The sequence below is a fragment of the Sphingomonas sp. CFBP 13733 genome, from assembly GCF_014841795.1.
GTDB classification, from domain to species: Bacteria; Pseudomonadota; Alphaproteobacteria; order Sphingomonadales; family Sphingomonadaceae; genus Sphingomonas; species Sphingomonas aerolata.
Map to the genome: position 1 here is coordinate 19,305 of NZ_JACYUP010000007.1, position 13,320 is coordinate 32,624.

A 13,320-nucleotide genomic window follows, 5' to 3' on the forward strand; every position below is an offset into this window, starting at 1 on the left:
ACGTTGGCATGAGTGCCGAGGAGCAGCAGATGGTGGTCGATCTGATCGCTGCCAATCCGGAAGCCGGTGAGATCATGCCGGGGTGCGGCGGGGCTCGGAAGTTAAGGGTAGCGCGACCGGGCGGCGGTAAATCTGGCGGGTATCGGGTGATCACCTACTATGCGGGCATGAATGTACCGACGTTCCTGCTGACCGTCTTCGGGAAGAACGAAAAAGCTAACCTGACCAAGGGCGAGCGTAATGCTCTTGCCACTTTTACCAAGACGCTGACCGACAGCCTTAGGAGGAAAAAATGAAGAGTGCCTTCGACAAGATCGCAGCCGGCCTCAGTGACGCTATCGCTCATGCCAACGGGGAAACGGGTCACGCAAGGGTAGCGGCACCCATCGATGTGGCGGCGATCCGCAAACGTACGGGTAAGACACAGGATCAGTTTGCCCGCGCATACCATCTCCCGCTGGGTACAGTGCGGGACTGGGAGCAAAGCCGCAGCCAGCCAGATGCGCCGGCGCGAGTCCTATTGTCGCTGATCAAAGCCGAACCAGAGACCATCGAGCAACTCGTTCAGCGGGCGTAGCGTCCTGAACAAGAACGCAATGACGATGATGTTTGCCAGCAGAACGGCCAAGTGGCGGCAGCGTTCGGCACGTAGGCCAGAAGTTACCGAAAGAGCCCTATGCTACGCCTAATCCACACCGCAGACTGGCAGCTAGGTAAGCCGTACGGTCGCTTTGATAGTGATGTCCGCGCAGCACTTAGCGAAGCGCGCTTCGATGCGATCGATGCGATCGGCAAGGCCGCGGCCGAGCATGACGCTGCGCATGTCTTGGTCGCTGGCGACGTCTTCGATACCGAGGGTCCAGAAGATCGCGTCATTGTGCAGGCAGTGTCACGGATGCAGCGATATGCCTGCACGTGGTGGCTGCTCCCCGGCAATCACGACTTCGCCCGCAACAGCGGTCTTTGGGACCGTGTCCGCGCCAAAGGGGCGGCGAACATCCGCGTCATCACCGAGCCCGTGCCATGCGAGCTGGAACCTGGACACTGGCTTTTGCCGGCACCACTCACGCACCGGCACAATCTTGATGACCCGACGGCCTTGTTCGACACGATGGAGACGCCGGGCGCGACACTGCGCATTGGCTTGGCCCATGGTTCGATCCGTGATTTTTCGTCGCGCGGTGAGGCGCAAAACCAGATCGCTCCCGATCGCGCACAGCGCTCCAGCCTAGACTATCTGGCGCTCGGTGACTGGCACGGAGCGCTGCGGGTCGATTCACGAACCTGGTATTCCGGCACACCGGAGAAAGATCGGTTCCAGCGAGACGAACCGGGATATGCCTTGCTCGTGGCGCTGGAGCAAGGCGTGGAGCCGATCGTGTCACCGATCCGCACGGGCAAGTTCCAATGGCTGATGCGGGATTGGACGATCCCTGACGCGGACGGCTTTGCCGCCGAGTGCGATCGGCTGCTTGGCCCGATCGAACCGTCGGCAACGCTCCTGCAGCTGTCGCTTGCCGGCATCGTCAGCCTGTCCGACCGGATCACGATCCTTGGCAAGCTGGACAATGACCTACGCCATCGCCTTCGGCATCTGGCGGTTGCGGCAGACGACCTGGTGGGTCGGCCAAGCGAGCAGGACCTGGCGGATCTGCAGGTAGAGGGGATGATCGGAACGGCTGCCGCAAAGCTGATGCGCATGATCGAGGCCGGCGGTACCGACGGGGTCACGGCCAAGCGGGCGCTCGAGCGCCTCTTCGTGGAATATCAGCGCGGACAGGACGCAGCATGAGCCTCAAGATCCGGCGCATCGCGCTGGCCAACTTCCGTAAGTTCCGTGAGCCGTTCGTCCTCGACGGGCTCACTGACGGCTTGAACGTCATCATCGAGCCCAACGAGACCGGCAAGTCGACACTGCTGGAAGCCATGCGCGCGGCCTTCTTCATTCGGCACAACACAGCCAACCGGCTGGCGCGGAGCTATGCGCCGCACGGCGAGGCCGTCGCCCCGCAGATCGAGGTCGGCTTCGAGGCGCGAGGCGAGGACTGGCAGGTTAATAAGCGCTTCCTGAAAGGTGCGTCGGTCGAGGTGCGTGGACCAAACGGCCGTGCACAAGGCGAAGATGCTGAAGCTCAGCTGCAGGCATTGCTCGGCGCGCGCCGTGACACGAGCCAAGCCGGCGACGCGGCCGCTCACGGTGCGCTGGGGCTGCTTTGGGTAGGGCAGGCGCAGGCGCTCGAAGTCACGGCCCCGGGCGATATCGTCCGCGATAGCGTGCGTGCGACGCTAGAGGCTGAGGTTGGCACGATCATGGGCGGCGCAGCCTACCAGCGTGTCCGGCCCCGGATCGACAGCCAGTTCGCAGACTATTGGACTAACACCGGCCGGCCTAGCGGTCGCCAGACGACGGCACGTACCGAGCATGACGCTGCCGAGAGCGTTGCGACCGAGGCGGCCGCCCGGCTCGCCGCCCTTGAACAAGGGTTCTCCGATCTCGAGGCCGCTTGGGCTAGGCTGAAAGTGTTGGACCGTGATCTTGCCGATACGACGGACGCAGATCGGCGAAAGGCTCTCGTTGGTCAGATCGACGTGGCGCGGTCTGCTGCGCAGTTGCGCGATACTAGGCTGGCCGAGCGAGGCCGCCTTGCTGATCAGGTTAGGGGACTGGAGGACCTCACCGCGCGTCTCGCTGATGCTCGGAAGGCTGTCAGTGACACGGCCGCAGCACTTGGCAAGGCGCGTGAGAAACGATCCGGCCTGGAAGAGGAATTGACCAGCACGCGTGAGCAAGCGGGTACGGCGCGTGATAGGCTGGCGACGGCCCGCGACGATAGGCGCAAGGCGCATGCCGCACTTGATGCTGGCAACAAATGCGTTGCGGCGCGAGCACGTCAAATTGAGATCACGCAGGTACGCCAGCGGCATGCTGAGCTGCTGCCCCTCGAAGCCGAACTGGAGGCAGCGCGCGAACTCGGTACGACCGTGATCCCCTCCAGCGTCATCAAGACGCTGGAGGAACGCGAACGTGCCGTCGACAAGGCGCGCGCGGCAGTCGAGGCGGGCGCGACCCGGATCGAGTTCGCGGGCGATGTCAGCGGTGTTCGGATCGACGGAATGCCGGTCGAGCGCGGTGACCAGACGCTATCGCGTGAGACGCGCATCCAGCTTGGCGAGGCTGAGTTAATCATCCGACCGCCAGCTGGGCTGCAAAGCGCCGAAACGGCGCTCGCCAACGCCCGCGATGACCTGGGCGCCGCGTTGGCCGACTACGGGGTGACAAGTGTCGCTGACGCGCGGTCACGTAATGAGGTTGCACGTGATGCTGTCGCCAACGTGCGGACGCTTGAAGCGCAGATATCTGGAATCACGCCGCCCGTGGCGCTGCTCGGTCTCGACGCCGGTGCTTCGGCCCTGAAGACCTTCATGGCAGGATTGCCGGAAAGCACTGAAGGGGAGGGCAGTGAGAAAGGACCGGACGTCGACGAGTTGAGCGTGATCGCGGCGGAGGCGGATTGCGCGCTCGCAAGGGCGGAGGGCGTCGATGAGGCGGCGTCTGCGCAACTGCGCGAGCTGGAAGCGCGCAATGCGCCGCTGATGGTTCAGGCGGCTAGCGCAGAGCGTGATGCTGCCAACGCCGTAGCGCAGCTGGCTGCTTTGGAAGGCAAGCCTGAGGTAGATCGTCTGGATGAGGCTATGCTGGAGGCACGTCAGCGAGAAGCTGCTGCGCTGGTTCGTCTGCAGGATGCCGAACGTGCTGCGACAGCGCATGATGTAGCGGTGATCGAACGCCAGATCGGGGTGTTGGACAAACGTATCGAGGTCGCCCGGACGCAGCGGATCGATCTGGAGAAGGTGGTCGCCGGGCTCGAGGCCCGGATTGAGGCGGAAGGCGGCAAGGGACTGGCGGACCGCGCTGCTGCTGCGCGAGAAGAAGCGGATGCTGCGGCCGCCAACTTGGCGCGCGTGACGCAGGAGGCGGAAACGCTGAAGCTGCTTCGCGACACGCTGGAAGGTGCACGTGCAGAGACCTCACGGACGTTCGTCGGGCCCGTCGCCCGGCGGGCGCGTCGGCACATCGAGCGGCTCCTGCCCGGCTGCGATCCTAGCTTTGGGGATGATCTAGGCCTGACATCAATCATGCGTAGCGGGCTAGGTGAAAATTGCGGTGACCTTTCCCGTGGCACCCAGGAGCAGCTTTCGGTGCTCACTCGGCTGGCCTTCGCGGACATGCTGCTGGAGCAGGGTTTACCAGTGTCGCTGATCCTCGACGACCCGCTCGTCTATTCGGACGATGCCCGCCTCGATCTGATGACCGAGATCCTGACCGACGCGGCGTCGCGAATGCAGGTGATTCTGCTGACCTGCCGTGACCGCGCGTTCCGACATCTTGGAAACAGGGTAAACCTAATCGGAGCTCGGTGAAAACGACGACTGGAAGCCCGGTGGTAGAGATTGAAGCGTCCGCTTTCCGGCAGCGATCGTGCTAAGCGGACGTCTGTTCAGACGGGGCCACCGTTACATTTTCGAGCGCTAATGGTAGATGGCAACGACTGCTTTTGAGCACGAACCGGCACACTCGGTGGTTTGCTCAAACTCCTTTGCTCGAGGCGCCAGTCCATCGGATCGATTTAGTTGAAACCTCACTTGCTTCGGCCACGGGACGCAATCATTCTGGCCGTACAGGGGAGGAGAAATGGCCAAGGATCTGATGAGTTGGGCTGCGGAGCAGCCTGACTGGGTAAATGACAGCCTTCGTCGGATCGCTGCGGCGGCAGATCATTCTATTGCGCAGACGGATGCCGACTGCATCCTCGACAACGTGCGTGCTGCGGCCGGTGCCAGCTCTTCACCCCACCCCATGACTGCAATCGACGCCTCGCAACTCGGTGGCCCCTCGGGCGAGACGCGGCGGACGGTGCTTGCGCAGCTAGGTCCCGTGCAGAACATAGACCGCCTAGCCGGTGGTCAGAAGTTGCGCATGGCCGGTGTGGGCATCACTCTAGTGTATGGGGAAAACGGGAGCGGGAAAAGCGGCTACACCCGCATAGCCAAGCGGCTGTGCCGGAGCCTAACGTCGGATCAGCTGAGGGGGAATGTCTTCGACGCCGGCGGCGGACCTATGCGGGTGCATGTGCGCTACCAGGTCGGCGACGATGCGGTGACCGAGCTCGAGTGGGATCCCGCGACACCGCCTCCATCACAACTCCGCCAGATCTCTGTGTTCGACAGTCATAACGCCCGGCTCTACGTCGATAGCGGCAACAGGATCGCCTATCTGCCCCGCGAGCTCGCAATCCTCGAACACCACGGCGAGCTGTGCCAGCGGATGGCCGCGAAATTTTTGGCGGACGAGAAGGTGCTCACGCCGCGGCTGCGCGTCGGGCTGCCGGCCGGATACACCCCGGGTAGCGTAGTCGCATTAACCCTCGCCAAGCTGGACTCCAGGGCCCCCTCGCTGCCCACCGAGGACGAGATCCGCAGACTGTCCGAGTTGAGCCAGCCGGACCTCGCTGAGCTTACCCGCCTCGAAGCCGAGCTCGCCGCAGATCCGGTGGCGCTGGCGGCGACGCGTCGCCGCGCCGTCACTGTGCTAACGCGCGTAGGCCAGGTGCTGGCGACCCTCCAAGACGGACTCTCGGAGACGGTGGGCGAGACGCTCGCGTCGGCCCGGCGCGAGCTGGGCCAAGCGGTGGAGGCAGAGAGGATCGCAGCGACTGTTAGTTTTGGGGACGAACCTGTCGCGAATGTCGGCGGCGAGTCTTGGCGCATCCTGTTTGAGGCAGCCCGCGAGTTCGCTGCGGCTGGCGTGGAGATACCGCCAGAGCGCCTGCCCGAGACGACCGGCGACCTGTGCCTCCTGTGTCTCGAGCCGCTAACCCCGCCGGGCGCTGCGCGGCTCGCCCGGTTCAATGACTTCGTGAGCGGCGAAGCTACGAAGCGCGCCGACGGCGCGCGCGATACCCTGAAGAAGCTCTTGGCGCAGGTCGAGCAGGTCAAGGTGCCTGAGGCAACCGTCGTCGAAGAGACCCTGTCTGGATACGGACAGCTCGACGCGACCAGGGCTGCGGCCGTGGTCGACCTCCTCAAGGGGCTGGCCGGATTTGAGGCAAGGCGCGCTGCACTTCTGAACGAGACGGCGACGCCGGCACCTACGCCGGATGTTACTGGCCTCGTAGATACAGTCGCGGCGGAACTCACACGCCTCGAGGCCGAGGCTGCGTCGCTCCAGCGGAGCGCTTCGCACACCGAGGCGCTTGACGCCATGCGGACACGGCTGGCCGAACTCCAAGATCGGGCCAAGCTCGGGAATGACCTCGAGACGGTGCTCCAGCGACTGCGTGACGTCTCGGAGCAGAAGTTGCTGACGGTTTGTCAGGCGCGGGTAGCCACGCGGTCGATCTCGACGCAGATCACCGCCCTACGCAAGCAGCTCGTGACCGAGGAGCTCGAACGAAGGATCGCAGAGGAGATCGCCGCGCTCGGCCTGACCCACCTCCCGTTCAAGGTTAGCGACTCCAGCTCCGGTGGGAAGAGCCTCTTCTCAGTTGGCCTGCACGGCGCCGGCGCGGTGAAGAACAACCAGGTGCTGTCAGAAGGCGAGCAGCGGGCGCTGGCGCTCGCGTGCTTCTTAGCCGAGATCGGAGGCGACGACGCGCGCTACGGAATTCTTGTAGATGATCCCGTCTCTTCGCTTGACCATCTGCGTATTCGCAAAGTCGCGCACCGTCTCGTGACCGAAGCGAAGAAGGGACGGCAGGTGATCATCTTCACGCACAACCTGGTGTTCTTTAACGAGGTGATATCGGAGGCCGCCAGAGCAGGAGACGGCGCACCGCTGGTTAAGTCAGTCGTCGCTAAGACCCAATCCGAGGGCTTCGGCGTGATCCGGGAGAACCGCGAGCCCTGGGTTGCCGACCTCGGCGCGCGGATCGAGACGCTGAGGCTACGCGCGAAGAAGCTTAAATCCCTGACTGACTTTGACACGGACGAATACCGGCGGCAGGCGAAGGACTTCTACTCTGATCTGCGCGAATCTTGGGAACGGGCGGTCGAGGAGGTGGTCTTCGCGAAGACGGTTGTAAGGTTCGTGCCGGACGTGATGACGGGTAGGCTTAAGGAGGTGACCGTCACTGACGAAGACTACCGGACGATCTTCTTCGCGATGAAGCGGGCCTCGGAACGTTCAGGCCACGACATGTCAGCCGGCCGCGACATCCCGCAGCCGTCCCCGGACGAGATGGAGGCCGACCTTACGGTGCTCGATAATTTCAGAATCGAGCTCGGCAAGCGGCGGAAGGCGACGTTTGCAACGCGTTCCGCTCTCGAGAATCCTGTAGGCGCGACGCTGCTATAGGTGAGGCACTTGTCCGCTGGAGTTATAGTCATCAGGACGGCGGGTTTTGCCACTCTGGTCTGAAATTTTGAATAAAAACAATCGCGGAGTGATTTGTGGCGACGCGCCCGAACTTGGCAAATTTGCGCGCAAGCTCGTAAGTGCGCGCCTACTGCCTACGTGTGAGGCTGGCGATGAATTTTCCAAGACGTCGCTCGATCCGAACTCAGCGTAGAGGACGCTTTGCGCATCCGTTAATCAGCGAACGAAACCCGCTGAATCGATTGCAGGAGTTTGCGGCGCCCAAATCACTACCTTGAACGAATGTCTGTTTTGGGCCGCACAAGTAGGCCCTGAATGATTCGGAATGGGGCCTGGCGCCTCGCCAGCAACGCTAACGCTTGGTGGATAGCGGCCTGCCCGCTTTCGAGCGGCCCGTTGCGGTAAGCTGCCATTCGTTCAGGCGGCCGGGCAGGGGCGCGAACGGCGGCTTCCTGGTAGAGAGCGGAATAACGTTCTCAGTTGGGACCTACAGCAGAGCGGATGTGTATTTTCTAATCTGAAGATCGCAAATTTCAACTTACGATAGTTAAGTTAACTCGCTTCCGTCCCGATAGCAGTAGGCTGCGATGATAGGCGGTAGCCCGTTTACGGCGGCCGTCGTCGGCAATTGCGAGCCAAGCCATCGCCTCAGCAACGCGAGTGCCCGGCTCGAGGGGAATCCGCGCCAACTCAATGTCGAACGGTGCAAAATAGGCGGGTTGACCTTGCCATTCGGTAAGGCGGTGCCTTGCTTGCTCGATCGACCAACCGTAAAGGTGGATACCAAGATCGACGAGCGCGCGGGCGACGCGGAAAAGGAGCCAGTGGGTGTGCCCGAGCGCATCGTGAGGATCGCCGTATGTGCCGGCTTTCTCCGCGAGTTGCTCAGCGTAGATGCCCCAGCCTTCGACAAAGGATGACGCGTATTCGATGCGGAGCGGGTGGGGCGGGGTGATACCTTCCAGACCCAGTTGGATCATATGGCCCGGCAGCAATTCGTGTGCCACGACGCTGGGGAACGTCCAGCGCGGGCGACGGCAAATATCCTTTAGATCGACGACATATGCGCCGGCGCGAGTCGGAGTTGGGACCTCTCGATAGCCGCCGCGGCCAGCGGCGATCTCCTCTGTGGATAACGCGCGGGCGCTGGCGTTCAGGCACCAGGGAGGGAGCTCGCCGAACGCCGTCGGGATTTTTGCTCGCGCGGTGGCGAGCATGCTGTTCATGTCGCCAATTGCGTCGGCACGGCCAGCGTTAGTGTCCGGATAGAGAAAGCGCTCGTTCTGCCAGAGTTTGGCATAGCGCGCCGCGACCGTCCCTTTGGGCGCGCCAATCCGATCGAACAGGTACGTGGCACGGGCGTGGAGGCGGTTCAGCTCGACAAAGAGTCGACGTTCCGCATAGGCTGGCGTCATGGTGCCGAGCGAGCGTTGCAGTTGTAGCGCGTACCAGTCCGCGCCGCCCTTGAACCGTCCGACCCCGGGAGCGGATGGTGCGATGTCGCGGAGACTTTCGAGCGCGGCGATCTGTCGTTCGATCGCGGGATCTGGGAGCGCCGCCCGGAGAGCGTCGACCGTGCGATCGAGAGACAGGCGGGGAGCGACGATGCCTGCTTTGGCGTCGGCGAGGATTGCGGTGGTGTCTGCGTCAATCCTGGCTTGAACCGGACGTGCCGCCTTCCAGGCGCCGGTCGTAGGGGTGACGCGGTAAGGGCTGCGTCCGGTGCGGCCGAACGTGGACCGCGCGATGGCGGCGTCGACCGCCAAACCGGCTCGCGTTGTGATCAGATCAAGGCGGCCACCGGGCTGCAAGGCGTGTGGGTCGAAGGGGGCGAGAAGACGGAGTGCTTCGTCTGGATCGGTCGCCGCGGCCGCGTCGAGCGCTTGGCGTAGAGACGAGGCGGTCTGGGCGTGCACGTTAAAAGGGAAGAACACTGATGACGCCAGCCCAGCGAGCATATTCCTGCGGTTTGGCGTCATCCCACATACTCGCGTTCGCCGTGAGCCAAGTCGAATGGCGTGACCCAAGGGAGGTGTGCTTCGACTTCGCTCAGCGCGAACGGGGTGGGAGCGGTCACGCTACCGACGGAGCAGGCGTCGGGAAATTGGCGAAGCGTCATGGAGTGCGCATCATCGGGTCAATGCCACGCTGTTGTTGGCTTGGGTGATCTCGGGCTCGTCTCCGGTAAGCGCGACGCGGATGGCCAGCGTCGCGGGATCGAGGCGGGACGGGACCGCAAGTTTCACAGTCGCGGTTTTGGGCTTGAGATCGAGCGGTGCGGCTAGCGGGGGGATGCGCGTGGTGGCGACGACCTTGCCCGTCGCGTCGATCAATTCCGCATGGCCGCCTTTTGTGTCCTTCGCGCCAAGGCTGTGGACGGTGATCGCTGCGCTCCGACCCCTCATGACCACGTCGTCCGTGCCGATGCCGAGGTCCCCGCGCTCGTCTACTGGAGTGCCCGGCTCGATCAGCGCGAAGTCGAACACCGTGGTGCCGGGCGCGAACGTCACGTCAGTGCTGGCGCTGCGTTCGAGCGTCATGGTCTGCGCAGCGCCGATCGGTGTGAGCGTCTTGCCGCCGTCGCCGCTGGTCGACGCCTGCATCGACCAGCGGCCGGCGGTGACGGTCCAAGTCGACATCGTCGCGCGCTGGGCGTGATCGNGCGTGTTGCGGCGCCTAGCTCGGCGAAGCGCCAGCTTACGGTGTTGCCTGGCCAGCTCTGGTTGCGGCGCAGCGCGATGCCTCCGAGGCGCTCGCGTTGGAGGATCTCGCTTGGCTGGTCGACGCGGTCGCTCCACCAATGGCCTTCGGTGTACATGTCCATGTGCTGCGACTTGTCGGCGATCGCATCTGCGTGGAGTGCTTCCAGGGGGGCGGTGTCGCCGGTCGCGGCCCAGGCAGTGTAGCGGGCGAACGGGTCTTGCGATTTGGTGGCGGCTAACTTGGCACGGGCCGCGGCGCCACCGGGAAGTGCGTCGAACGCGTTCTCGTTGAACTCGGCGAGTGCCCCCGCACCCGCCTTGGCGAGGCGTGCTTCGATCGGACGCAGGTATTTCGCATCGCCGGTGTAGCGCCATGCGGCCCAGGTCGCCTGGAGCGAGGTGGTGATGCCGCCGCCGTCGCCGGTGCGCTCGGCGTCGGTGCGCCAGTTGATCTCATTGGGATAGCTCCAGCTGCTGTCCGGACCCTGTTTGCCATGCGCCATCCAGCCGTCGATCACGCCGGTGACGAGCCCGCGTGCGAGCGGATTGGCGTTGTAGAGGCCGACCAGCATCGGGCCGTGCATAACGGTGAAGGCATAGGGCTTCTGCCATTCCCATGCGCCTTCGCGGTACATCTTCCGCCCGCCATACCAGTTGCTGGCGAAGTGCATGTGCCCGGCGGGGTTCTTGAGTATCACCGTCTGGAGGGCACGCGTGGTGTCCATCAGCCGCTCGATCGCCTTGGGTTCGCCCCAGTTCAGATAGAGGCGTTCGGCGTTGCTGTTCAGGCCCTCCTCGTACGCGTGGAGTTCGTCGGCTGTGATGTAGCCGAGGCCGTTAACGATCATGCCGTTCTTGTAGACCGCATCCGACAGCGCGCGGAGCGAGGCGTTGATCTTGTCGGGCTCGACACCCATCAACGCAAGGCCGGGCCATTGCTGCGTCAGGTCGGTGTCGTCAGAGAGGCCGCCGCCGAAATCACCGTAGGGGACTTGCCGTTCGTCGATCCACCACATGACGAACTCGCGGACACGCTTGAGGTCTTCGAGCTGTCGGAAGGCCCATAGGGGTACACCTGCGGGGGCCACTGGCTGAACGAAGGCGGGAAGGTTTTCTGGCCGATAATTGATGTCCGCCCAATAGGTGCGGGCGCGCGCGTTATCAGGGTCGACGCGAAGCAGGTCGGAGATGTCGGCGAAGAGGCGCTGGTAGAGGCCGGCGCGCTTCGACGCGGTGTGTTCCTCGACGAGAAAACCCCAATTGTCCTTCACTTGCGTCATCCGGTCGGCAACGTGTTCGATAAGGGCGGCGGCGCGAGTTTTGAAGACGAGGCGGATCTTCGCGCCGTTCAGCGCGGCGGCATCGAAGCCCGGCTCAGCGCTGGCTATCGTCAGATACATGCTGTCGTTGGGCAGGATGCGGTCGCGCAGGTCGAGCCAGAGCGTACGTGCTTCGTTCGGGCGGACCGAGACGGAGAGGTCGATCACGTCGCGGCCCGGCCAGATCGGGTCCTTCACGCGGACGTTGAGCGCGATCAGGCCGGCGGCGTTGGGCTCGGCTTTCAGCGCGGGGATGTCGATCGCGAGGCCGTCGAGGCCGTCGTTGAGGTTCTGCCAGCCATAGTCGAACGCGCGTGCCAGCGGGCGGTCGGGAAGCGCGTCGCCGAAGCTCGCCGGGATGAGGATGTGGACGATCGGCGCGGCGTCCTTGCGGCGTACGGGGGCGCCGGATGCGCCGCCGGTGCCTGCGCCGACCGCGGCTTTGAGGCCGACGGAGGGCATCGCGACGACGGTGCTGCGCTCGTCCGAAGCGAAGCGGCCCGCGATGTAGGCGTTGAGGGGCGCGAGGGCGGCAAGGTTGGGAGAGGCGGTTGCGTCGACGGTGTAGGAGAGCTTGAAGCTACCTGCGGGTTCTGCGCCCGCGCCGATGTCGTAGGCCCAGAACTCCTGGATCGGTTGCTCCTGCATCGTGTTGGTGAAGCTGAGCGTGCCGCCGGTGCGGGGGGCGAACTGGTTTACGCTGCGGACCGTGCCTGGAGCACGGGCGCCGATCAGGGCAGTCTTGGTTCCGTCGCCCCAGTCGAGTCGGCCGTACGCGGATCCGCGGATCTCGACGCGGTTGACGCGCTCGCCAGGGGGGATCGTCAGATCGTAGCGCTTGCCGCCTTCGACATAGGTGTTCCAGTCGGGCAGCTCGAAATAATCGTCGCGGCCGGGCAGGCGGGATCGGTTGTAGACGCCGGGCCAGGTCGTCTCGGCGATGCCGTCTACGCCCTTCCACATCCATTGCTTCAGGTCCTTCGCGTCGACGAACTCGACCTTTCGGACGCGCGTTACGTCGGCATCGAGAACGGGCGGTGTGGTCTTGTCCCAGCCGTAGCGGTGAAGCCAAGCCGTGCGTCTGGCGGCGGGGCCGGTCGCCGGGGCGGGGGACGGTTCGCGCTTGTCGGCGAGCGCGGCGACGTCGGAGGCTGTGAGCATGTGGTCGTAGACGCGGATCTCGTCGAGGTCGGAACCGCGCATGAAATTGTAGCGGCTCTGCACTTGGTGCGGCGACATTACCCGACCGGCGAGACCGAACTGGTCGAGGCCGCTGTCGAGGTCGGCCTTCTGGTCCTTCCGCGCGACGAGCTTGCCATCGACGAAGAGCTGCACGCCGACCGTCTCGTCCCAGGCGAACGAGACATGCGACCAGGCGTCGGCAGCGAGCGCTTGCGGTATCGTCCAAGCGACCCGGACTTGTGAAAGGTTGGCGTCGGTGACGAAGGCGTCGAATCCGTGGCCGTTCCAGTCGATCCGCAAGAACGCCATGTCCCAGCTTGAATGGTCCGCGAACCCGGCGCGGAAGATCACGAATGGGGCTTCGCCCACGGGGGTGCGGGCGCGCCAGAAGAACGCGAGCGTGCCGCGGTCGGCGCGGATGTTGCCGGGTGCCTTCCACGCGACGTAACCGTCGTCCGCCCATCGCGCGGCGCCGCCGATCGCGCCATCCGGGGTGACGTCGACGCCGCTGCGGAAATTGGGGACGGGATCACCGGTCGCGTAGTCGGCGGTGAGGCTCTTGTCGGCGGACGCGCGGAAGAGGAGGCCGGTTGCGTCCTGTGCAGCCGCAGTCGTGACGCTGGCGACAGCTAGTGCGAGGACGGACGCCGTGGTGGAACGCTTCACTGCTCTCTCCTTGCAGCCAATCGGCATTGAGCGATCTGGCTAAATCTCACTGCGTCGCAAATGCGCCCCCGCGAAC

The 13,320-nt window shown here is 64.2% G+C and carries 6 protein-coding genes and 1 pseudogene; 5 read left to right on the forward strand and 2 right to left on the reverse strand.

Features of this window, described 5'->3' with window-relative positions; all coding sequences use genetic code 11:
• Positions 1-8 precede the first annotated feature (8 nt).
• The 5 genes from IFT71_RS18095 (at position 9) to IFT71_RS18115 (ending at position 7,354) form a co-directional block, all read left to right on the forward strand.
• On the forward strand, positions 9-296 hold the full coding sequence (locus IFT71_RS18095; protein WP_234387436.1) for a type II toxin-antitoxin system RelE/ParE family toxin: 288 nt from the start codon (positions 9-11) through the stop codon (positions 294-296).
• Positions 293-577: a helix-turn-helix domain-containing protein gene (locus tag IFT71_RS18100; protein WP_031393558.1), complete on the forward strand. Its 285-nt coding sequence runs from the start codon at positions 293-295 to the stop codon at positions 575-577. Before IFT71_RS18095 ends, IFT71_RS18100 begins: the two co-directional genes overlap by 4 nt.
• 99 nt (positions 578-676) lie before the next feature.
• Positions 677-1,792 (forward strand): metallophosphoesterase family protein, encoded by a 1,116-nt coding sequence (locus IFT71_RS18105; protein WP_192071758.1) that lies wholly within the window; start codon positions 677-679, stop codon positions 1,790-1,792.
• On the forward strand, positions 1,789-4,422 hold the full coding sequence (locus tag IFT71_RS18110; protein ID WP_192142698.1) for an AAA family ATPase: 2,634 nt from the start codon (positions 1,789-1,791) through the stop codon (positions 4,420-4,422). The genes IFT71_RS18105 and IFT71_RS18110 overlap by 4 nt, the downstream gene beginning before the upstream one ends.
• A 271-nt stretch (positions 4,423-4,693) precedes the next feature.
• Positions 4,694-7,354 (forward strand): AAA family ATPase, encoded by a 2,661-nt coding sequence (locus IFT71_RS18115; RefSeq protein WP_192142700.1) that lies wholly within the window; start codon positions 4,694-4,696, stop codon positions 7,352-7,354.
• A 554-nt stretch (positions 7,355-7,908) separates the two neighbouring features.
• On the opposite strand, the gene IFT71_RS18120 is transcribed toward IFT71_RS18115, so the two are convergent.
• Both IFT71_RS18120 and IFT71_RS18125 read right to left on the reverse strand, forming a co-directional pair.
• Positions 7,909-9,354 carry a DUF885 family protein gene (locus IFT71_RS18120; protein WP_206757459.1) on the reverse strand — a complete coding sequence of 482 codons (1,446 nt, stop codon included), beginning with the start codon at positions 9,352-9,354 and terminating at the stop codon, positions 7,909-7,911.
• Between the two features lie 683 nt (positions 9,355-10,037).
• A pseudogene (locus IFT71_RS18125) lies at positions 10,038-13,271 on the reverse strand (LamG-like jellyroll fold domain-containing protein); the annotation flags it as partial.
• Positions 13,272-13,320: the final 49 nt, after the last annotated feature.

Excerpts from the sequence above, each read along its gene's own strand:
- IFT71_RS18110 (WP_192142698.1), top strand. The coding sequence starts at position 1,789 with ATGAGCCTCAAGATCCGGCGCATCGCGCTGGCCAACTTCCGTAAGTTC.
- IFT71_RS18105 (WP_192071758.1), top strand. The coding sequence starts at position 677 with ATGCTACGCCTAATCCACACCGCAGACTGGCAGCTAGGTAAGCCGTAC.
- IFT71_RS18115 (WP_192142700.1), top strand. The coding sequence starts at position 4,694 with ATGGCCAAGGATCTGATGAGTTGGGCTGCGGAGCAGCCTGACTGGGTA.
- IFT71_RS18100 (WP_031393558.1), top strand. The coding sequence starts at position 293 with ATGAAGAGTGCCTTCGACAAGATCGCAGCCGGCCTCAGTGACGCTATC.
- IFT71_RS18095 (WP_234387436.1), top strand. The coding sequence starts at position 9 with ATGAGTGCCGAGGAGCAGCAGATGGTGGTCGATCTGATCGCTGCCAAT.
- IFT71_RS18120 (WP_206757459.1), bottom strand. The coding sequence starts at position 9,354 with ATGACGCCAAACCGCAGGAATATGCTCGCTGGGCTGGCGTCATCAGTG.